This window comes from Pseudorhodoplanes sp. (assembly GCF_046289595.1).
Classification (GTDB): domain Bacteria; phylum Pseudomonadota; class Alphaproteobacteria; order Rhizobiales; family Xanthobacteraceae; genus Pseudorhodoplanes.
The window spans coordinates 13,371-34,205 of the sequence record NZ_JBKBVB010000005.1 but is presented as its reverse complement, the minus strand read 5'-3'; the positions used below and the strand labels follow the sequence as shown (position 1 = coordinate 34,205).

General features: G+C 62.8%; 20 protein-coding genes, 1 tRNA gene and 1 riboswitch. Of the genes, 7 read left to right on the top strand and 14 right to left on the bottom strand.

Annotated elements, in window-relative coordinates; genetic code table 11:
• Positions 1–12: 12 nt before the first annotated feature.
• From ACK41X_RS02505 to leuB, 3 genes are all read right to left on the bottom strand, one after another.
• On the bottom strand, positions 13–1,116 hold the full coding sequence (locus ACK41X_RS02505; RefSeq protein WP_409718928.1) for a ribonucleotide-diphosphate reductase subunit beta: 1,104 nt from the start codon (positions 1,114–1,116) through the stop codon (positions 13–15).
• Positions 1,107–3,071 (bottom strand): ribonucleoside-diphosphate reductase subunit alpha, encoded by a 1,965-nt coding sequence (locus ACK41X_RS02500; protein ID WP_409718926.1) that lies wholly within the window; start codon positions 3,069–3,071, stop codon positions 1,107–1,109. Before ACK41X_RS02500 ends, ACK41X_RS02505 begins: the two co-directional genes overlap by 10 nt.
• A 111-nt stretch (positions 3,072–3,182) precedes the next feature.
• Positions 3,183–3,451, bottom strand: a riboswitch (cobalamin riboswitch).
• A 47-nt stretch (positions 3,452–3,498) separates the two neighbouring features.
• Positions 3,499–4,611: a 3-isopropylmalate dehydrogenase gene (gene leuB / locus ACK41X_RS02495; protein ID WP_409718924.1), complete on the bottom strand. Its 1,113-nt coding sequence runs from the start codon at positions 4,609–4,611 to the stop codon at positions 3,499–3,501.
• Positions 4,612–4,845: 234 nt separating this feature from the next.
• On the opposite strand from leuB, the gene ACK41X_RS02490 reads away from it, so the two are divergent.
• Positions 4,846–5,895, top strand: coding sequence for a MaoC family dehydratase (locus ACK41X_RS02490; RefSeq protein ID WP_409718922.1), 1,050 nt, complete (start codon positions 4,846–4,848; stop codon positions 5,893–5,895).
• 10 nt (positions 5,896–5,905) lie between these two features.
• On the opposite strand, the gene ACK41X_RS02485 is transcribed toward ACK41X_RS02490, so the two are convergent.
• Positions 5,906–6,790 (bottom strand): LysR substrate-binding domain-containing protein, encoded by an 885-nt coding sequence (locus ACK41X_RS02485; RefSeq protein ID WP_409718920.1) that lies wholly within the window; start codon positions 6,788–6,790, stop codon positions 5,906–5,908.
• Positions 6,791–7,077: 287 nt separating this feature from the next.
• On the opposite strand from ACK41X_RS02485, the gene sdhC reads away from it, so the two are divergent.
• The 4 genes from sdhC (at position 7,078) to ACK41X_RS02465 (ending at position 10,603) form a co-directional block, all read left to right on the top strand.
• Positions 7,078–7,488 carry a succinate dehydrogenase, cytochrome b556 subunit gene (gene sdhC, locus ACK41X_RS02480; RefSeq protein WP_409718918.1) on the top strand — a complete coding sequence of 137 codons (411 nt, stop codon included), beginning with the start codon at positions 7,078–7,080 and terminating at the stop codon, positions 7,486–7,488.
• Positions 7,485–7,877: a succinate dehydrogenase, hydrophobic membrane anchor protein gene (gene sdhD, locus ACK41X_RS02475; RefSeq protein ID WP_409718916.1), complete on the top strand. Its 393-nt coding sequence runs from the start codon at positions 7,485–7,487 to the stop codon at positions 7,875–7,877. Before sdhC ends, sdhD begins: the two co-directional genes overlap by 4 nt.
• A 4-nt stretch (positions 7,878–7,881) precedes the next feature.
• Positions 7,882–9,723 carry a succinate dehydrogenase flavoprotein subunit gene (gene sdhA / locus ACK41X_RS02470; protein ID WP_409718914.1) on the top strand — a complete coding sequence of 614 codons (1,842 nt, stop codon included), beginning with the start codon at positions 7,882–7,884 and terminating at the stop codon, positions 9,721–9,723.
• Positions 9,724–9,823: 100 nt separating this feature from the next.
• The gene (locus ACK41X_RS02465) at positions 9,824–10,603 is read left to right on the top strand and encodes a succinate dehydrogenase iron-sulfur subunit (protein WP_409718912.1); all 780 of its coding nucleotides are present in this window, start codon (positions 9,824–9,826) and stop codon (positions 10,601–10,603) included.
• On the opposite strand, the gene ACK41X_RS02460 is transcribed toward ACK41X_RS02465, so the two are convergent.
• Both ACK41X_RS02460 and tesB read right to left on the bottom strand, forming a co-directional pair.
• Complete coding sequence (locus ACK41X_RS02460) at positions 10,600–10,938, bottom strand: P-II family nitrogen regulator (RefSeq protein WP_409718910.1); 339 nt, start codon at positions 10,936–10,938, stop codon at positions 10,600–10,602. The two genes, ACK41X_RS02465 and ACK41X_RS02460, sit on opposite strands and share 4 nt — an antisense overlap.
• A 147-nt stretch (positions 10,939–11,085) precedes the next feature.
• Entirely contained in the window at positions 11,086–11,952 is an 867-nt protein-coding gene (tesB, locus tag ACK41X_RS02455) for an acyl-CoA thioesterase II (protein WP_409718908.1), read from the bottom strand.
• A gap of 87 nt (positions 11,953–12,039) precedes the next feature.
• On the opposite strand from tesB, the gene ACK41X_RS02450 reads away from it, so the two are divergent.
• Positions 12,040–13,257: a ubiquinone biosynthesis hydroxylase gene (locus ACK41X_RS02450; RefSeq protein ID WP_409718906.1), complete on the top strand. Its 1,218-nt coding sequence runs from the start codon at positions 12,040–12,042 to the stop codon at positions 13,255–13,257.
• Between the two features lie 224 nt (positions 13,258–13,481).
• On the opposite strand, the gene ACK41X_RS02445 is transcribed toward ACK41X_RS02450, so the two are convergent.
• The 5 genes from ACK41X_RS02445 to ACK41X_RS02425 all read right to left on the bottom strand — a co-directional run bounded on the left by ACK41X_RS02445 (position 13,482) and on the right by ACK41X_RS02425 (position 16,754).
• The gene (locus tag ACK41X_RS02445) at positions 13,482–14,105 is read right to left on the bottom strand and encodes a glutathione S-transferase family protein (protein ID WP_409718904.1); all 624 of its coding nucleotides are present in this window, start codon (positions 14,103–14,105) and stop codon (positions 13,482–13,484) included.
• Positions 14,106–14,187: 82 nt separating this feature from the next.
• Positions 14,188–14,379 (bottom strand): Trm112 family protein, encoded by a 192-nt coding sequence (locus ACK41X_RS02440; protein ID WP_409718902.1) that lies wholly within the window; start codon positions 14,377–14,379, stop codon positions 14,188–14,190.
• Between the two features lie 113 nt (positions 14,380–14,492).
• On the bottom strand, positions 14,493–15,167 hold the full coding sequence (locus ACK41X_RS02435) for an LON peptidase substrate-binding domain-containing protein (RefSeq protein WP_409718900.1): 675 nt from the start codon (positions 15,165–15,167) through the stop codon (positions 14,493–14,495).
• A gap of 70 nt (positions 15,168–15,237) precedes the next feature.
• Positions 15,238–16,158 carry a thioredoxin gene (trxA, locus tag ACK41X_RS02430; protein ID WP_409718898.1) on the bottom strand — a complete coding sequence of 307 codons (921 nt, stop codon included), beginning with the start codon at positions 16,156–16,158 and terminating at the stop codon, positions 15,238–15,240.
• An 89-nt stretch (positions 16,159–16,247) separates the two neighbouring features.
• Complete coding sequence (locus ACK41X_RS02425) at positions 16,248–16,754, bottom strand: prolyl-tRNA synthetase associated domain-containing protein (RefSeq protein ID WP_409718896.1); 507 nt, start codon at positions 16,752–16,754, stop codon at positions 16,248–16,250.
• A 153-nt stretch (positions 16,755–16,907) separates the two neighbouring features.
• Between ACK41X_RS02425 and ACK41X_RS02420 the strand changes: the two genes are divergently transcribed.
• Positions 16,908–16,982 (top strand) — tRNA-Gly (locus ACK41X_RS02420).
• A 67-nt stretch (positions 16,983–17,049) separates the two neighbouring features.
• Here the strand turns inward: ACK41X_RS02420 and ACK41X_RS02415 are convergent.
• From ACK41X_RS02415 to rho, 3 genes are all read right to left on the bottom strand, one after another.
• Positions 17,050–17,796: a caspase domain-containing protein gene (locus tag ACK41X_RS02415; protein WP_409718894.1), complete on the bottom strand. Its 747-nt coding sequence runs from the start codon at positions 17,794–17,796 to the stop codon at positions 17,050–17,052.
• A gap of 90 nt (positions 17,797–17,886) precedes the next feature.
• Entirely contained in the window at positions 17,887–19,263 is a 1,377-nt protein-coding gene (locus ACK41X_RS02410; RefSeq protein ID WP_409718892.1) for a tetratricopeptide repeat protein, read from the bottom strand.
• A gap of 206 nt (positions 19,264–19,469) precedes the next feature.
• Positions 19,470–20,735 carry a transcription termination factor Rho gene (gene rho / locus ACK41X_RS02405; RefSeq protein ID WP_409718890.1) on the bottom strand — a complete coding sequence of 422 codons (1,266 nt, stop codon included), beginning with the start codon at positions 20,733–20,735 and terminating at the stop codon, positions 19,470–19,472.
• Between the last annotated feature and the right edge of the window lie 100 nt (positions 20,736–20,835).

Genomic DNA, 20,835 nt, shown 5'->3' with positions numbered 1-20,835 from the left:
CTGGAGTCCGGATCAGCCTCGCGTGCGATCGAACGCTGCCCATACACCCTCGTCGCCATCCCATGATCCGCGGCTCGCGCCCTTGGAATACTCCGTGGCGCGCTGCTCGAAGAAATTGGCGTGCTCGACGCCGTTCAGGATTTCCACCAGCCACGGCAGCGGATGCGGTCTGATCTGCGTATAGCCGCTTTCGCCTTGCTCGAAATATCCGAACAAAGTCGGCAACCGCAATTGCGTCAGCCGCCAGTCGGCGACATAGCGGACATAGGCGTGAATATCGGCCGGCTTCATGCCCTCGACATCGCCGAGCGCAAACGCGAGATCGACAAAGTTCTCCTCAAGCTTCACCATCGTCTTGGCGACATCCACGATATCGTCGCGCACGGAAGGCGTCACCGCACCGGTCTCACGATGCCATTCATGAAAGAGACGGATCACGCCCTCGCAGTGCAGGCTTTCGTCGCGCACCGACCAGCTGACGATCTGGCCCATGCCGTTCATCTTGTTGTGGCGCGGGAAATTGAGAAGCATCGCGAAGCTCGCGAACAGCGCCATGCCTTCGGTGAAAGCGCCGAACATGGCGAGCGTGCGCGCTACATCAGCAACGGTTTCAACGCCGAATTCATGCATGTAATCAGCCTTGGCACGCATTTCCCCGTAATCGCGAAAAGCCTCGAATTCGGTTTTCGGCATGCCGAGCGTCTTCAGGAGCAGCGCATAGGCGTCGATATGCACCGTCTCCATATTGGTGAAGGCGGCCATCATCATTTGCACGGTGAGCGGCTGGAAGATCGGGATATACCGCTTCAGATAATTGTCGCCGACCTCGATGTCGGACTGGGTGAAGAAGCGGAAAATCTGGGTCAGCAGATCGCGCTCGTTCGCGGTAACGCGGTCGGAGGCCCAATCCTTGATGTCGGCGCCGAGCGGCACCTCCTCGCCCATCCAGTGGGTCTGCTGCTGGCGCTTCCAGAATTCGTAGGCCCAGGCGTAGCGGTCGACGTCGTAGGTGCCGGTGGATTCGAGGAGGCCTACCTTCCCTGTCCCGATCAGGCTGCGCGGATTCCAGCGCCCGAGATCGAGCGCGGCGTGCAAGCCGCCTTCGGTTACTGACATGCGAGGCACTCCTCATAGTCGGTGCGGGCGGGTGCCGCCGCAGCTCCGGATTGCGCCATGGCGGACAGCGTGCCAGCGAAGGCCGCACGCGAAATCGACTTGGAACGGCAGTAGTAGAGGCTCTTGATGCCGCGTTTCCACGCAGTCCAATGCAGCATGTGGAGATCCCACTTATCGACATCGGCCGGAATGTAGAGATTGAGCGACTGGCTCTGGCAGATGAAGGGCGCGCGGTCGGCGGCAAGATCGATCAGCCAGCGCTGGTCGATCTCGAAGGCGGTGCGGAACACCATCTTCTCGTGCTCGTTCAGCATATCGAGGTGGGCGACCGAACCCTCATGAGCAATGATCGATTGCCAGACCTCCGTGGTGTCCGCGCCTTTCGCCGCAAGCAGCCTGGCCAGATGCGGATTGCGCACGGAGAACGCGCCCGACAATGTTTTGTGGGTGTAGATGTTTGCCGGGACGGGCTCGACGCAGGCGCTGGTGCCGCCGCAGATGATGCTGATGGATGCAGTCGGCGCGATCGCCAGCTTGTGCGAGAAGCGCGCCATCACCCCGCGCTCGGCCGCATCGGGACATGCGCCGCGCTCCTTCGCCAAAGCCACGGAAGCTGCGTCGGCATCGCGGCGGATTTTCCGGAACATCCTGAAGTTCCAGGACTTCGCCATCGCGCTTTCGAACGGAATACCGTTCGCCTGCAGGAAGGAGTGAAAGCCCATCACGCCGAGACCGACCGAGCGCTCGCGCAAGGCGGCATAACGCGCGCGCTTCATGCCGTCCGGCGCAACGTCGATGAAATGCGTCAGCACATTGTCGAGAAAGCGCATCACATCCTCGATGAAGTCAGGCACATCGCACCATTGCTGCCAGGTTTCGAGATTGAGCGAGGACAGGCAGCAGACCGCGGTACGCTCCTCGTCGCGATGGTCGATCCCGGTCGGCAACGTGATCTCGCTGCATAGATTGGACGTCGACACCTTGAGGCCGAGTTCGCGCTGGTGCTTGGGCAACGCCCGGTTCACCGCATCGATAAACAGAAGATACGGCTCGCCGGTCTGCAGCCGCGTCTCAAGAATGCGCTGCCAGAGCTGACGCGCATTGACTTCCCGGATCGTCTCGCCGCTCTTCGGGCTGCGCAGCGCAAACATGGCGCCCGTCCTCACCGCTTCCATGAAAGCGTCGGTAACGTTTATGCCGTGATGCAGGTTGAGACCCTTGCGATTGAAGTCGCCAGAGGCCTTGCGGATTTCCAGGAACTCCTCGATCTCCGGATGGTGGATGTCGAGATAGACCGCGGCCGAGCCGCGGCGCAGCGAACCCTGCGAGATGGCAAGCGTCAGGCCGTCCATCACATGGATGAAGGGGATGATCCCGGACGTCTCGCCGCCCTTCACCTTCTCGCCGATCGAGCGGACATGACCCCAATAGGTGCCGATGCCACCGCCATTGGAGGCGAGCCAAACATTCTCGTTCCAGGTTCCGACGATGCCTTCGAGCGAATCGGACACCGAATTCAGGAAACAGGAGATCGGCAGTCCGCGCGTGGTGCCCCCGTTCGAGAGCACGGGCGTCGCCGGCATGAACCAAAGCTGCGACATCGCATCGTAAAGCCGTTGTGCATGCGCAATATCGTCGGCAAAGGCACAGGCGACGCGCGCGAACATGTCCTGATAGCTTTCGCCCGCCAGCAGATAGCGATCGTTGAGCGTGGCCTTGCCGAAATTGGTCAGCAGCGCATCGCGGCTGCGGTCGAGCGTGAGATCGGAAGGCTTGGGCCGCGGAGAGAGCGGCGCGGGCATCGGCGCCCGGCCTGGATTCTGCGCCGGCAATTCCGGCGCGCCGCCGCGCAGCACCTGAAGCGGCAGGTCGCGCATCCCCGTGTTGATTGCTGCGCGGTGATTGACCGGCACGATATCGCCGCGGCGATCGAAGTCATAGGCAAGCTCAGGCATCGCAGACCCATTGCGTTGGGGCTGGATGCGCAGCGGACGGCTTGCGGACGAGGACCGGACTCAAGGTGAGCGAGCCCGGCGGCAAGCGTCGCACCGGGGCACCCCGCCCGAGGACGTGTCAGCGATTACGGCAGGTCTCCTGGCTCGCGGGTCGTTGCGGCTTTGCCGGGCCTTCCCGATGCACGCATCAGTGGCCGAAATGGCAGCCGCTCGCCGCTCACAGTTGCGGGGGCAGCCCCGGCTTTGCCGACGCATGATCGCGAAAAGCGGAGACCGCTTTTCGGAACAAGATCATGCGCAAGACCGGCGCACCGGGTTCCCTCTTAGCCCCATAACCCCAACATGATGGGATCACGGAGACCGTAATCTCTAAATATGGTAGCCTTGTGAATTGAGTCGTCAAGCGCTTTCTGGCGCTCGTGGTTGCCTAACCGATCGCCGTCTCGATTTCCTCGGCGATCGCCTGGCCCATTTCCGCCGTGCCGACGGTCTGCTCGCCCTTCGCGGCAATGTCGGCGGTACGAAGCCCGCGGGCGAGCGCGGCCGAGATCGCTGCATCCACCATGTCGGCTTCCTTGCCCATGCCGAACGAATAGCGCAGCGCCATGCCGAACGAGGCAATCATCGCGATCGGATTGGCAATGCCCCTGCCGGCGATGTCCGGCGCGGAGCCATGCACCGGCTCGTACAGCGCCTTGCGCTTGCCCGTCTTCGGATTGACCTCGCCGAGCGAAGCCGAGGCCAGCATGCCGAGCGAGCCGGTCAGCATGGCGGCGACGTCGGACAGCATGTCGCCGAACAGATTATCGGTGACGATGACGTCGAACTGCTTCGGATTGCGCACGAGCTGCATGCCGCCGGCATCGGCGAGCATGTGTTCGAGCTGCACGTCCTTGAAGTCGCGCTCATGCACCTGCGTGACGACCTCGTTCCAGAGCACGCCGGATTTCATGACGTTGCGCTTTTCCATCGAGGTGACCTTGTTGCGCCGCTGGCGCGCCAGCTCGAAGGCGACGCGGGCGATGCGCTCGATCTCATAGGTGTCGTAGACCTGGGTATCGACCGCGCGCTTCTGGCCGTTGCCGAGATCGGTGATGGTCTTGGGCTCGCCGAAATAGACGCCGCCGGTCAGCTCGCGCAAAATCATGATGTCGAGGCCTTCGACCAATTCCCGCTTGAGCGAGGAGGCGTCGGCCAAAGCGGGATAGGTCACCGCGGGCCGCAGATTGGCGTAGAGCGCGAGATCCTTGCGCAGCCGCAGGAGGCCGGCTTCGGGGCGCACCTCATAGGGTACCTTGTCCCATTGCGGGCCGCCGACCGCGCCGAAAATCACGGCGTCGGCGGCCTGCGCCTTGTCCATGGTGGCGTCGGTGATCGAGACCTTGTGCGCCTCATAGCAGGCGCCGCCGACCAGCCCTTCCTCGTAGCTGAATTTGGCGATCCCCTTCCGGTTGAAAAGATCGATCAGCTTTTTGACCTCGGCCATGACCTCGGGGCCGATGCCGTCGCCGGGAAGCAGGAGCAGATTGTAGCTGGCCATGAATTGCGCCTTCAGGAAGGAGGGACCGGCGGAGTGCTAATGGGCGCGGGCGGGCTTGGCAAGACGGGGTGCGGCACTGTGCCGGGCGGGACGCTGGCCGAAACATGCAAGAGCGATGCGGATACGGACCGGACGGGATGCCTTGCCTCGTGCCCGAGGCTTGACGCGGACCCGGACGCGTCGTTGATACGCGTGCCGGTATCAGCAAAATCGCGCAAGGCGCTCGATCTCATCATGAGCAAGACGGCTTCAGGCAATTTCTTCGAGGACTTTCGCATCGGGCAAACCATCCGGCACGCGACCCCGCGCACGATCACGATCGGCGATGTGGCGATCTACAATGGATTGTTCGGCGCGCGCTTTGCGGTGCAATCCTCCGACGCCTTCGCGAAGGGCATCGGCTATCCCCGTTCGCCGGTCGACGACCTCCTGGTTTTCCACGTCGTGTTCGGCAAGACGGTGCCGGACATCTCGCTCAACGCGGTGGCCAATCTGGGTTATGCCAATTGCCGCTTTCTCGCGCCGGTCTATCCAGGCGATACGCTCAATGCAGTGTCGGAAGTCATCGGATTGAAGGAAAATTCCAGCCGCAAGACGGGCATCGTGTTCGTGCGCTCGGTGGGATACCGCGCGGACGGCGTTCCGGTGCTGGAATATGTGCGCTGGGTGATGGTCAGAAAGCGCGACGAGAAGGCGCAGGTGCAGGGCGAGCATGTTCCGCGGCTGCCGACCGCGCTCGACCCGAAAATGCTTGGCGATGCCTGCCCGCCGATCGACACAACTGCCTATGACAATGTGCTGGCCGGCAGCGCCGATCGCTTCGGCGATTACGCGGTGGGCGAAAAGATCGATCATGTCGACGGCATGACGGTCGAAGAGGCCGAGCACATGATCGCGACGCGCCTCTATCAGAACACCGCGCGGGTCCATTTCAACCAGTTCACCGAAGGACAGGGCCGGTTCGGACGCCGGCTGATCTATGGCGGGCATGTGATCTCGCTCGCCCGCTCGCTGTCGTTCAATGGGCTTGGCAATGCGTTTCATGTCGCCGGCATCAATGGCGGACGGCATGTCGCGCCGCTCTTTGCAGGCAATACCGTTTTTGCCTGGTCGGAAATTCTCGCCACGGCGGAGTTGCCGCAGCGGAGCGACCTCGGCGCGTTGCGGGTGCGCACGGTCGCGACGAAGGACAAGCCCTGTCGCGAATTCCCGCTGAACAGCGGCGACGAGGACGATCCGGCGGTGATCCTCGATCTGGATTACTGGGTGCTGATCCCGCGATAGACCTGAAAGATCACGGCGCGCGCATATGCTCGACCAATTGCCGCGCGAAAGGCGACATGGCCGCGATGTCGCGCACGCAGATCGTGAGATCGCGCAACGCCCAGGTGTCGGTTAAATCAACCGCCTTGATGGCCATCGAACGCGCCGCCCACCGCACCGTGGTTTCCGGCACGATGCCGATTCCGGCGTTACGCTCGACCAAGCGGCACACGCCATCGAACGAACGCAGCTGCACCCGCAATTTCAGCGGCCGGCCAAGCCGGCTGGCCTTGTCGGCGAGAAAGCGTTGCAGGGCGCTTGCGCGGTCGAGCCCGACGAAGTCGTAATCGAGAACCTCGGCGAAGGACGCCTTTTCCCGCCGGGCCAACGGATGATCGCGAGCCACCACCAGCACGAAGCGGTCGGTGCGGAACGGGAAGGTCACGAGACGGCTGGTGTCAACCGTGCCCGCGACGATGCCGATATCGCCGACCCCCTCCCCGATCAGGCCGACGATTTCATCGGACAGACGCTCTTCGAGATCGACGCTGACATGCGGATGCGCGGCCAAAAACGGGCTCAACACATCGGGCAGAAACTCGGTCAGCGCGTTTGTATTGGACAGGATGCGGACCTGGCTGAAGAAGCCGCCGGAATAGGCCCCGAGATCCTCACGCAGCCGCTCCGCCTGGGCGAGGATCGTGCGCGCATGCTGCAGCAGCGTTCGACCCGCCTGGGTCACGCTTACGCCCTGGCGGCCGCGGATCAACAGCGGGGCGCCGATCGCATCCTCCATGTTGCGGATACGGGTCGAGGCGGCAGCCAGCGCCAGGTTCGCCCGGGCTGCGCCTTGGGTGATGCTCCCGGCCTCCACCACATGCCGGAACAGACTGAGATCGGGCAGGTCAAAACGCACGGCGCGTACCCCTGAAATTCTGCAATTGTGGCAGCATCCTTCGGAAATGGCGAAGGCATCCTACTCCAAATGCTTATTGCAAGTCGCTGAAATCGCGATATTGGTTCGCCGTTTCCGAAATTTGACTGCCTTCTAGGTGTAAACTGGCGCTTTGGACATCGTCCCTGACCCGTCAGGTCAGCGCCGCGGCACGAGGCAGGCAATCCGGGTTCCGGCGGCCGGACAGCATCCGGCTCATGCTCCGGGCCCCCAACGGACGGCCCCAGGGCCGCTGGAGTTTGAAGCGAATGGCCAATACCCGCCGCACCGTCGAGAGACCGCTGTCTCCGCATCTGAGCATCTACCGGCCGATGCTCACCATGATGATGTCGATCACCCACCGCATTACCGGAGCCGCCCTGTTCTTTGGCACCTTGCTGCTGGCCTGGTGGCTGCTGGCAGCGGCGTCCGGGCCGACCGCTTATTCAAAGGTCCAGGCCTTCACCGGCTCGATTTTCGGCATGCTGATCCTGTTCGGCTACACGTGGGCGCTGATCCACCACATGCTTGGCGGCATCCGCCATCTGATCTGGGACACCGGCCGTGGTTTCGGACCGGCCGAACGCGAATGGCTGACGCTCGCAACCATCGTCGGCTCGGTCGGGCTGACGCTGCTGATCTGGATCGTCGGCTTCGTCTTCATGGGAGGCGTGCGATGAGCGGCAAGCATCCCTCGATGCGCACGCCGCTGTCGCGCGTGCGCTATCTCGGTTCGGCGCGGTCGGGCACCGATCATTTCTGGAAGCAGCGCGTCACTTCGGTCGCGCTGGTGCCGCTGACCATCATCTTCGTGTTTATCGTCATCGGCCTGCTTGGCCGCAATCATGCCGCCGCGGCCCAGATCCTCGGATCGCCCTTCGTCGCCATCACCATCATGCTTTTCGTGATCGCGAGTGCATACCATATGTGGCTCGGCATGCAGGTGATCATCGAGGATTACGTGCACAGCGATCACAAGCTCACGCTGATCATGTGCAACACCTTCTTTTGTTTCGTCATCGCGCTGGCCTGCCTCTATGCGCTGGTGAAGCTGTCCTTCGGAGTTTGAGGCCATGAACGACAAGACCAACGGCAGCAAGCCGAACGGCGCGCCAGCCACGAACGGCAAGGCCTATCCGATCGAAGACCACACCTTCGACGTCGTGGTCGTCGGCGCCGGCGGCTCCGGTTTGCGCGCGGTGGTCGGCTGCGCCCAGGCGGGATTGCGCACCGCCTGCATCACCAAGGTGTTCCCGACCCGCTCGCATACGGTGGCGGCGCAGGGCGGCATCGCCGCCGCGCTCGGCAATATGGGCGAGGACGACTGGCGCTTTCACATGTACGACACGGTGAAGGGCTCCGACTGGCTCGGCGACCAGGATGCCATCGAATATCTCGTACGCAATGCGCCGGAAGCCGTCTACGAGCTGGAGCATTGGGGCCTGCCCTTCTCGCGAACCGAGGACGGCAAAATCTATCAGCGCCCGTTCGGCGGCATGACCACGAATTACGGCAAGGGCATCGCCCAGCGCACCTGCGCCGCGGCCGACCGTACCGGCCATGCCATGCTGCACACGCTGTATTCGCAATCGCTGCGCTATTCGGCGGAATTCTTCATCGAGTTTTTCGCCATCGACCTGATCATGGATCAGGAAGGCCGCTGTGTCGGCGTCGTTGCGCTGAAGCTCGACGACGGAACGGTGCACCGCTTCCGCTCGAGCATGACCATCCTTGCGACCGGCGGCTATGGCCGCGCTTACTTCTCCGCTACCTCGGCGCATACCTGCACCGGCGATGGCAATGCCATGGTGCTGCGCGCCGGCCTGCCGCTGCAGGACATGGAATTCGTTCAATTCCACCCGACCGGCATCTATGGCGCCGGCTGCCTGATCACCGAAGGCGCACGCGGCGAGGGCGGCTATCTGGTCAATTCTGCCGGCGAACGCTTCATGGAGCGCTATGCGCCATCGGCGAAAGACCTTGCCTCGCGCGACGTGGTGTCACGCTCGATGACCATCGAGATTCGAGAGGGCCGCGGTGTCGGCAAGAACAAGGACCACATCTATCTGCATCTCGACCATCTGACGCCGGAGATCCTGCACGAGCGCCTGCCGGGCATTTCCGAAAGCGCGCGCATTTTCGCCGGCGTCGACGTTACCAAGGAACCGATCCCGGTGCTGCCGACGGTGCATTACAACATGGGCGGCATCCAGACGAATTTCCACGGCGAAGTGCTGACCAAGAAGGCCGGCGATCCCGACGCCGTGGTCCCCGGACTGATGGCGATCGGCGAAGCGGCCTGCGTGTCGGTGCATGGCGCCAACCGGCTCGGCTCGAACTCGCTGATCGATCTCGTGGTGTTCGGCCGCGCCGCGGCAGAACGCTGCAGCCAGACCGTCGAGAAACACGGCAAGCAGCCGGAACTGCCGAAGGATTCGGCCGATCTCGCGCTGTCGCGGCTCGACAAGTTCCGCCATGCATCCGGCGGCACGCCGACGGCGGCGCTGCGGCTGAAAATGCAGAAGGTGATGCAGGATTACTGCGCCGTGTTCCGCACCGGCGAAACGCTGGAGCAGGGCCACAAGCTGATCCATGAAGTCTATCAGGGCATGCCGGACATCCATGTCACCGACCGCTCGCTGACCTGGAATTCCGATCTGGTCGAGACGCTGGAACTCGACAACCTGATCGCGCAGGCCGTGGTCACGATGGACTCCGCGCGAAACCGCACCGAAAGCCGCGGCTCGCATGCGCGCGAGGACTATCCCGAGCGTGACGACAAGAACTGGATGAAGCACACACTGGCCTGGCTCGATCCGAAGACCGGCAAGGTCACGATCGACTACCGTCCCGTCCACACCTACACGATGACCAACGACATCGCCTATATCGAGCCCAAAGCTCGGGTGTACTAACCAGCGTCATGCGCGGACTTGATCCGCGCATCCATCCTTTTCGAATGATGGATTGCCGGGTCAAGCCCGGCAATGACGAGAAGAAAGAGCAAAACAAGTCATGGTCGAATTCACGCTGCCGAAGAATTCCAAGGTCACCGAAGGCAAGACCTGGCCGGGAAAGCCCGGCGCCAAAAACGAGCGCGAGTTCCGCGTCTATCGCTGGAATCCGGACGACGGCAACAATCCGCGCGTTGATGTCTACAAGGTCGATCTCGACGATTGCGGGCCGATGGTTCTCGACGCTCTCATCTGGATCAAATCCAATATCGACGCCACGCTGACCTTCCGCCGGTCCTGCCGCGAGGGCGTGTGCGGCTCCTGTGCGATGAATATCGACGGCACCAACACGCTTGCCTGCACCCGCGGCATGGATGAGATCAAAGGCGACGTGAAGATTTATCCGCTGCCGCATATGCCGGTGATCAAGGATCTCGTGCCCGACCTCACCCAGTTTTATGCGCAATATGCCTCGGTGCAGCCCTGGCTGAAGACCGAGACGCCGCAGCCGCAGAAGGAATGGCGGCAAAGCGAGGACGACCGCAAGAAGCTCGACGGACTTTACGAGTGCATCCTGTGCGCCTGCTGCACCACCTCGTGCCCGAGCTATTGGTGGAACGGCGACCGCTATCTCGGCCCCGCCGCGCTGTTGCAGGCCGGCCGCTGGCTGAAGGATTCGCGCGATGAGGCGACCGGCGAACGGCTCGACTTCCTGGAAGACCCGTTCCGGCTCTATCGCTGCCACACCATCCTGAACTGCTCGAAAGCCTGCCCGAAAGGCCTCAATCCGGCGAAAGAGATCGCCGAGATCAAGAAGATGATGGTGGAGCGGCAGGTCTAAAGCGCGTCGGCGTCGGTCTCGCCGGTGCGCACCCGCATCGCGCGCTCGATCGGGATCACGAAAATCTTGCCGTCGCCGATCTGGCCGGTTTTGGCGCCCTGCATCACCGCCTCGATCACCTTGTCAACGCTTTCCGAAGGGACGGCAATGTCCAGCCGCACCTTGGGCAGGAAATGGACGGCATATTCGGAGCCGCGGTAGATTTCGGTATGGCCCTTCTGGCGGCCATAGCCCTTCACTTCGGTCACCGTCATGCCGTGCACGCCGACATTGGTCAGCGCATCGCGGACCTGTTCGAGCTTGAACGGCTTGATGATCGCGACGACCAGCTTCATGACGCGAGCCCCTGATTTGCCGCGCCCTCATTGGCGCATCGATATGATCCGCCCGGCACCGCCGGCCGTTCCCACGCAACAGGTTATCGTCTGCCCGTAAAAAGTTAAGCGCAGAATGACGCTGCCATTCCAAATGCGCGGTCCGGCTCAGGGCTCCGAACGCCGCAGACGGACCAGCCCTTCCTGGGCGACGGTCGCCACCAGTGTGCCGTCGCGCCGGAAGATGAGCCCGCGGGACAATCCCCGCGAGCCGTGCAGGTTGGGCGAATCCTGCGAATACAGCAGCCATTCGTCGGCCCGGAACGGCCGGTGCAGCCAGAGCGCATGATCGAGGCTGGCGCCCATGAAATCCTTCTCAAATAGCGTGCGGCCGAGCGGCACCAGCGCGGTGTCGAGCAGCGTCATGTCGGACGCATAGGCCAGCGCGCATTGATGGATGGCGATATCGTCGGGCAGCGGTGCGGTGGTTCTGATCCAGACATTGAAGCGTCCGTCGGCGGGCTTGCGCCCGAGATAATGCCCGTAATCGACCGGACGCAGCTCGATCGGGCGCTCGCGCTTGTAATAGCGCTGCACCTGTTCGGGCAGCGTCGGCAGGATGTCGCGCAGCACGGCATCTTCGCCCGGCAGCGTTTCCGGCGCAGGCACGTCCGGCATCGGCATCTGGTTGTCGAGGCCGTCCTCGTCATTGTGGAACGACACGATCATGATGAAGATCGGCCGGCCGTGCTGGATCGCCTTGACGCTGCGGGTGGTGAAGCTGCGTCCGTCGCGGGTGCGCTCGACCTCATAGACAATCGGTACTTTGGGATCGCCCGGCAGAACGAAATAGGCGTGCATGGAATGCGCCGCGATGCCCTCTACGGTGCGGCTGGCGGCGACCAGGGCCTGGCCGATCACCTGGCCGCCGAACACCCGCGGCCAGCCGGTCTGCGGCGAGCGGCCGCGGAACAGATTGACTTCCAGCGGCTCAAGATCGAGGACATTGAGAAGGGCCGAAATGGCGTCGGACATGAAAAAGCTCGCTCCCTGTGCCGTTATTTCGGGGCCGCCCGAAGGGCGGCGTGCAGCTGACGGATCATGGTTTGAAGAGTGACGCAAGTGGACAGCAAAACCGATATCCTGATCGCCGGCGGCGGCTTTGCCGGACTGGCACTCGCCATCGCACTCCGGCAGGCCTCGGAGGGCGCGCTTTCAGTAACGCTCGCCGATCCGGCACTGGATCGCGCCTCTTCCGATCCGCGCGCCTCCGCGATTGCCGCCGCCGCCCGCCGCCTGTTCGAGACCATCGGCGTGTGGCCACAGATCGCGCAGGGCGCACAGCCGATCCTCGATATGGTGGTGACGGATTCCAAGCTCGATCACGCCATGCGGCCGTCCTACCTCACCTTCGACGGCGAAATCGCGCCGGGCGAGCCATTCGCACACATGATCGAGAACGGCCCGATGATCGCGGCGCTGCTCGACAAGGCGCGCGCCGAAGGCGTCGATCTGCGTCCGGTCGCGGTCACGCAATTCCATCACCAGCCGGCGCGCGTCACCGCGACGCTTTCCGATGGCACGTCGCGGTCGGCTCGATTGCTGGTCGCCGCGGACGGTGCGCGGTCGTCGATCCGCGAACAGGCAGGCATCACGACCTACGGCTGGGACTACGACCAGGCCGGTATCGTCACCACGATTGCACATGAGCGCGATCACAATGGCCGCGCCGAGGAGCATTTCCTTCCCGCCGGTCCATTCGCGATCCTGCCACTGACGGGCAGGCGCTGCTCGATCGTATGGACCGAAAGCAGGGCCCAGGCCGCACGCCTCGTTGCGTTGCCGGACCCGGACTTCCTCGCCGAACTCGAAATGCGCTTCGGGCTGCATCTCGGGGATCTTGCACTGGCGGGTCCGCGCAAGGCGTTTCCACTCGGGCTTTATGTCGCGCGCAGCTTTATCGGCGAGCGCCTGGCGCTTGTCGGCGACGCTGCGCATATCATCCATCCGATCGCGGGGCAGGGTCTCAATATGGGCCTGCGCGATGTGGCGGCTCTGGCCGAAGCGATCGTCGATGGAGCCCGGCTCGGCATCGATGTCGGCGCGCATTCGGTGCTGGAGCGCTACCAGCGCTGGCGGCGCTTCGACACAATGGCGATGGGTGTTGCGACCGACGGTCTGAATCGGCTGTTCTCCAACAATTCCGATGTGCTGCGGCTCGTTCGCGACATGGGACTCGGCCTTGTCGACCGCATGCCGAATTTGAAGGACTTCTTCATCCGCGAGGCCGCGGGTCTGACCGGCGATGTGCCGAAGCTTCTGAAGGGCGAGGCGCTTTAGCATTGCCGCGTGCGAGGCGATTGCATTTTTTTCGCGCTCTCCCCGTGCGGGAGAGCGCTGCTCCGCCAGTCCAACGACTCGTCATGGGTAAGGGGTGAAGACCTATCGAGAGACCATGACCCCTCACCCATCGTCGTCCGCTGCAAGACCGACTTGCCCTCTCCCGCACGGGGAGAGGGCGCATTAGCTAGCCGGTGCCGCACTTGCCGCGAAAGGCGTCCGGCTCAGCTCAGCGGGATCGAGCCGACGTGATCCTGGAACGCCTGCCGCTTTTCGATCGTCGAATACCAGCGTTCGAGGTTCGGCATGTTCGGCCGCTCCGGGCAAAGCTGGCGGAAGCGGTACGCCATCACGCCGACCGGAATGTCGCCCATGGAAAAGCGGTCGCCGGCGACATAGGCGGTTCGCGACAGCTGCGCGTCGAGGATCTGCATGGCCTCGGTGGTCTTGCGCTGCGATTCGGCGATCGCCGCCATGTCGCGCTTTTCGGCAGGTGTGCGGATCAGACCCCAGAAGGCATGGAAAATCGCAGGGCCCACGACCGACAATTGCCAGTCCATCCATTGGTTGGCGAGCGCGATCTGTTTCGGATCGGAGGGCTCCAGCGTCCCTGAACCATACGCACGCGCGAGATAGCGTACGATCGCATTGGATTCCCAAAGGATGAAATCGCCTTCGACGAGTGTCGGCACGAGGCCGTTGGGATTCATCGCAAGGTAGTCCGGCTCCTTGTTCTTGCCGAAAGCCCCGCCGACGTCGAAGCGCTCGTATTTCAGATTGAGCTCGCCGATGGCCCACATGGCCTTCTGCACATTCGACGATGTGTTGCGTCCGTAGATTTTCAGCATGAGATGAAGTCCCTGTGAGTCAATTCCGCCCCCACCGTCAGGAGCACCCGCGTCCACTCGTGTCTCGCAACGCGAAGGCGGTTCAATCCAGCTTGCGCGCCTCTTCGGCAAGCATGATCGGAATGCCGTCGCGGATCGGATAGGCGAGCTTGGCGCTGCGCGAAATCAGTTCCTGCCTGGCCGCATCGTATTCCAGGGCCGCCTTGGTCAAGGGGCAGACGAGAATTTCGAGCAGCTTCGGATCGACCTTGTCGGTGGCTTTTTCGTCGGACATGGAGCGCCGCCTTCTCTACCAGTGATACGCGGACCCGATCCGCGCATCCCTCTATTTCGCGTGATGGATGGCCGGGTCAAGCCCGGCCATGACCCGCAATGCGATGACAAAGCTCACTGCAGCGGCGTCTCGCCATCGGTGCGATTCTTGGCGAGCTCGATCTCGGTCACCGCGATCAGAATTTCGGCGCGCGTCTTCAGGTCCGGCGCTTCAAGGAGCGCCTGCTTTTCCGCCGAGCCGTAGGGCGACATCATGGCGAGCGCATTGACCAGCGCCTCGTTCGGCGCGTTCTCGATGCCTTCCCAATCGGCCTTGAGGTTGTTGGCGGTCAGGAAATCCGCGAGTGTGCGCAAGAGGTTCTTGCGGTCGACCTCGTCCTCGCCCTTGCGGGCGATGAAATCGTCGGCGAAGGGCGCATAGGTCACGCGGCACTGGCGATAGGCGGTCGCAACCTGAAGCTCTTCTTCAATACGGAAACGCGAGACGCCGGTGAGCTGCAGCAGGTAGCGGCCATCGCCGCTTTCCGCGATCTGGGTGATGCGCCCGACGCAGCCGACCTTGAACAGGTTCGGCTTGTCTTCCGGACCCGGATGCGCGGAGTCCGGCTGGATCATGCCGATGAGCCGGTGCCGCGAGGCCAGCGCATCATCGACCATGTCGAGATAGCGCGGCTCGAAAATGTTGAGCGGCATCTGCCCGCGCGGCAACAATAACGCGCCGGACAACGGGAAGACGGGGATCACCTCCGGCAAATCCACCGGGCCGTGATAGATCGCATTCATGGGCATTGCCGCACTCCGCCCTTCGCGATGACTCAACCGCCGCCCGTTCGAGCATTTTGCATCGAAACGCGCCGCCTCATGCGAACAAGACCGACGACAGGCGCTTGCGTCCCTCAATCGTGGCCTCGTCGGTCGGCCCCCAGGCATCGAAAAGCTGCACGAGCTGCTTGCGGGCGCCGTCATCATTCCATTTTCGGTCGCGTCTGACGATCTCGATCAGATGCTCGGTCGCGCGCGCACGGTCACCCTTGGCGTTGAGCGCCAGCGCCAGATCGAAGCGCGCCTGATAATCTTTCGGATCGGCAGCGACCTTGGCTTCGAGATCGGCAACCGGACCAAGATCCTTGGTCTGCTCGGCAAGCTCGATTGCCGCTCGCGCGGCCGCGACCGCAGTGTCGTTTCGCTTGGCTTCCGGGACCATCTGCAGCGTTTTCTTGGCCTGCTCGACATTGCCGGTGCCGACATAGCAGCGCGCGAGCCCGGCCATCGCCTGGATGCTGGACGAATCCTGCTGTAACACATGGGCGAAAATTTCGGCCGCGCCCGCATAATCCTTTTCAGCCAGCGCCGCCTCGGCGGCGGCGAGCATGTCCTTTTCCTCACCGCCGACGCGATCCTTGATCAGCCGCTCGACGAATTCGGTGATCTGCTTTTCCGGCAGGGCGCCGAGAAAGCCGTCGATCGGCTGGCCGTTGACGAAGGCCAGCACGGCGGGGATTGACTGGATGCCCATCTGCTGCGCGATCTGCTGGAAGATCGGCGGATGCTCGTCGATATTCATCTTGACGAGTTTGAGCTTGCCCTTGGCGGCCTTGACCACCTTTTCAAGCACCGGCGTGAGCTGCTTGCAGGGCCCGCACCAGGGCGCCCAGAAATCGACCAGCACCGGGCGGGTCTTGCTCGCCTCGATGACGTCCTTCATAAAGCCTTGCGTGGTGGTGTCCGCGATCAGGTCGGCGGGCGCGGCGGCCGGCGCCTCGCCAAAATTCTGCAGCATTGTCAGCAATCCCTGCGGAGCCGGAGCTCCCTGTCGGTCTCGATAGCTCGCCCCATTAAATGGCGAGAAAAGCGCCGATTGCAATCCGGTTAACCCGGAACTTGGCTCGAAACCGGCCGGATCAGCGGAGAATGCCCGGTGGCGGCGGCGAAGGTCAGCAGGTGATCGCGGGCGATCGAGGTGGTCATGGTGTTGACCAGCGGATGGAAGTTGAGGAGGGGCCGCTCCATCATCGCGGCATCGAAAATCGGGGTGACGCGGCGGTCCCGGTCGTTGATCAGGGAAAACGGCGTGACCGAGCCCGGTTCGACGCCAAGCGCCTCCCGCAACAGCTCGGCCGAGCCGAAGGACAGCCGGCCGCAACCGACGATGCCAGGGACGGCCTTCAGGTTCACCCGCGCATCCTCCAGGAGCACGATCAGGTAGAGCGTACCGCGGGTGTCCTTCAGGAACAAATTCTTGCTGTGCCCGCCCGGCACCCGGTCCGCGACGGCGCGCGACTGTTCCACCGTGAACAGCGGCGGATGCGTCACCGTCCGGTGCGGTATTCCGAGGCGGTCGAGGAAAGCGAACAGGTCGTCGGGACTGGCGGGCATTTTCGGCAAACGTGACAGGGCGGGAAAAGCCTGGCGAGCGGCCCGTCTTCCTATTATTTGTGCCCTTGCAGTTGCAATGCCGGGGCCCATTTGGCATAGGAAGATCCCCGGCAGACCCAAGCAATGTTTTGGCTGGATGCCGGACGCATGGATGCGGGTGTAGCTCAGGGGTAGAGCACAACCTTGCCAAGGTTGGGGTCGTGGGTTCGAATCCCATCGCCCGCTCCAAAAATGGCATGTGTCCGGCCCGGACACCGGCCACATCACGGAAAATGCGAGCGATTGGCGGCGAAACTCAGCGCGCCAAAACAAACGGTTCGTACAGCGAGATGGAAATCTCCGGGCGCTGCATGCCGCCACTCCTGCTGATGACCTCCTGTCCGGCGCGGAATAGCACGTCCTTGATATCCATGCCGGGCGTCAAAAGATTGCGGGCCAGCGCCTCGGTGAATGGGCTGTTCTGGCCGGGTATGCCGTCGGCCGCCGTGGTCAGATGCTGGGTGGAATAGACGACGATCAGTCCGTCCGGATTTTGCAAACGCGCGAGACCGCGCGTGGCGCCGCCGCCACGGGTGGCCTCGCCGCGCAGCGCCGCTTCGCGCCGTTTGAGTTGAACCTCGACCTCGTTGTCGCGGCAGGCGTCGAGAATGACGAGACGCACGCCGCGGGCGCGGCGCAATTCGCTCACCATGCTTTCGACCTGGACCAGCTCGGACGGAATGTCGGCGAGCTTGTCGTAGCGGGCGTCCACCGGCACGACATAGGGCACATCCGAGAAGGTCGAACCGTGTCCGGCGAAATAGACGATCGCCGCCTCTGCATCGCGCACGATCGAGCCAAACTCGCCGATATGCCGGCCCATGGCCCGGCGGTCGAGATTTTCGCCATAGATCACCTCGAAGCCAAGGCGCGTGAGGACATCGCGCATGATCCGGGCATCGGCGATGGTGTTATCGAGCTTCGGCGCGTTGACATAGGCCGCATTTCCCATCACCAGCGCAACGCGTTTGCCCGGTGGCGTCACCGGCTTGAACGCCGACACCACCGCGGCGACATCCGGCGCCGCGGCAGGCGCGGCGCGAGCAGCGCGAGCGGCCGAGCCAGCCCTCAGAGAAAAACCCCAACCGTTTTGCTATTCCCCCCGATTCGGATCGATCCGCAGCACCTGATCACAGTCCGCCAGCGCGCGGGCGAAATCCTTGATCGCCATGAAATATTCGGCCCGCGCATAGAAGGTGAACTCATCGTCGGAATCGACCTGGATTCCCTTCTCGATGTCGTCCAGCGCCTTCGCCACCTGGTCCATGCGCAACTGCGCCAGTCCGCGCAGGCTATAGGCGCGGCCGAGCGTGGGATCCGCCTTGATCGCCTGGTTGGCGTCCGACAGCGTCTTGACGTAGTCGTCGCGGCGCAAATAAATCTCGCCCCGGTTGGAGATCGCCAAGGCGTATGTCGGATCGAGCCGGATCGCCTCCTCGTAATCCATCAGCGCCCGGTCGAGATTGCCCTTGCGATCCCACACAGCCCCCCGGCCATTGGCGGCAAACGTGTTTTTCGGGTCGAGCGCGAGCGCCTGATCGAACAGGTTGAAGGCCTCGTCGTAATTGGCCTTGCGGTAGGCGACGATGCCGAGACCGATCAGATGCTGCGCATTGTCGGGCTTCAGCTCGCGGGCTTTGGCATAATCCGCAGCGGCGTTGGCATAGTCCTTGAGCCCGAGATAGACGTCGCCGCGCACGCCGTAGGCAAATTCGAGCTCCTCATCGAGCTGCAGCGCACGGTTCACATGCGACAGGGCCTGCGCATAATTTTTCAGCTGTTGATGAATATTGGCGACGTTCGCATGCACATGCGCGTAATTCGGGTCATGGCGCAGGGCCTCGGTGTAGTCGGCAATGGCCTTCGCATGGTCCTTGCGAACGGCATGATTGTCGGCCCGCAGCGCGTAGGCGAAAGCGTTTTTCGGATTGTGCCGCAACGCCTGGGCGATGTCGGCTTCGCCGCGCCTGTAATCCTTCAGTTCGTTGTAGGAGGCGGCGCGGCTCGCATAGGCCTCGTCGTTCTTGGGATTGATTTTGAGCGCTTGGTCAAAATCGGCGATGGCGCGCTTGTAGTCCTGGCGCGCGTGGTAGATTTCGCCGCGGCGAATGAATGAATTGTCGGCCTTCGGATTTAGCCGGATGGCTTCGCTGAAATCCGAGAGGGCCCGGTCATGGTCCTTCAGATTGTAGAAAAATTCGTGACCCCGGAAGTGATAGATCTCGGCAAGCTCCGCGCCCTTGACCTTTCCAAGCGCAATGATGCGCGTGCAATCGCGCACCCGTTCTTCAGCCGTGCCCTTGTCGTTGTCGCAGCGCGCGTCCTGCGCGGCAGCCGGCGCTGCACACAGCAAGAGCGCGATCAGGAATGCCAAAGCGAGCCCGCTCAGCCGGCATCCGGCCGGCTGGGACGCGGTTGATGCACCATGCAAAATGCGCCGATCAAAAAACAGACCCGAACGCTGAAGCATATCGCAGCCTCCAAACTTGGAGCCCATGGCCGGCGTCATCCGGCAGCTGGCACTACAAAATGCTACCATAGCCGGGAATGCCCGGCGACTGGCTGATTGGCCGGGCCCGCACCGTTTGGCCCGCCGCCAAGCAAAATCGCCAAGCAAAAAGGCCGGGCGTATAGCCCGGCCTTCAGGAGCATCCGCCGCGCGGCGAATGTCGCGTTCTACGTATTCATGCTCTCGAAGAATTCCGCGTTGTTCTTGGTGTTGCGCAGCTTGTCGAGCAGGAAGTCCATCGCATCCATGGTGCCCATCGGGTTGAGGATGCGGCGCAACACATACATTTTCTTGAGGGTCTGCGGATCGACCAGCAGCTCCTCCTTGCGGGTGCCGGACCGCGTGATGTCCATCGCCGGGAAGGTGCGCTTGTCGGCGACCTTGCGGTCGAGGATGAGTTCGGAGTTGCCGGTGCCCTTGAACTCTTCAAAAATCACTTCGTCCATGCGCGAGCCGGTATCGATCAGGGCGGTGGCGATGATGGTGAGCGAACCGCCTTCCTCGATGTTGCGCGCTGCGCCGAAGAAGCGCTTGGGCCGCTGCAGCGCATTGGCATCGACACCGCCGGTCAGCACCTTGCCGGATGATGGCACCACGGTGTTGTAGGCGCGGCCGAGCCGGGTGATCGAATCGAGCAGGATCACCACGTCGCGGCCGTGTTCGACCAGCCGCTTGGCCTTTTCGATCACCATTTCGGCGACCTGGACGTGACGCGAGGCCGGCTCGTCGAAGGTGGACGACACCACCTCGCCCTTCACCGACCGCTGCATGTCGGTCACTTCCTCCGGACGCTCGTCGATCAAAAGCACGATCAGATAGCATTCGGGGTGATTGGCCGTGATCGCATGGGCGATGTTCTGCAACAGGACGGTTTTACCGGTGCGCGGCGGTGCAACCACCAGCGCGCGCTGACCCTTGCCGATCGGCGCCACGATGTCGATAACCCGGGCTGACAGATCCTTCTTGGTCGGATCGTCATGCTCCATCTTCAACCGCTGGTTCGGATAGAGCGGCGTCAGATTGTCGAAGTTGATCTTGTGGCGCGCTTTCTCGGGCTCTTCGAAATTGATGGTGTTGACCTTGAGCAGCGCGAAATAGCGCTCGCCTTCCTTCGGCGAACGGATGTGGCCCTCGACCGTATCGCCGGTGCGCAGGCCGAAACGCCGGATCTGCGAGGGCGAGACATAGATGTCGTCTGGGCCCGGCAGGTAATTGGCCTCCGGGGACCGGAGAAATCCGAATCCGTCGGACAGCACCTCGACAACGCCTTCGCCGACGATATCGATCTCCTTGGCGGCGAGCTGCTTGAGAATGGCGAACATCAGCTCCTGCTTGCGCAGCGTGCTGGCATTCTCGATCTCCTGCTCCTCGGCAAAAGACAGGAGTTCAACGGGGGTTTTTGTTTTGAGGTCTTGAAGCTTCACTTCCCGCATCGGGAACAGTCCTTGGCGTATCGGTCGCCGGCGCCAGACGAAAAATCGAAACAGCGGCGGCGATTGAGAGAGGAATCCGCAGGTCTTAGCCGGAAGGTCG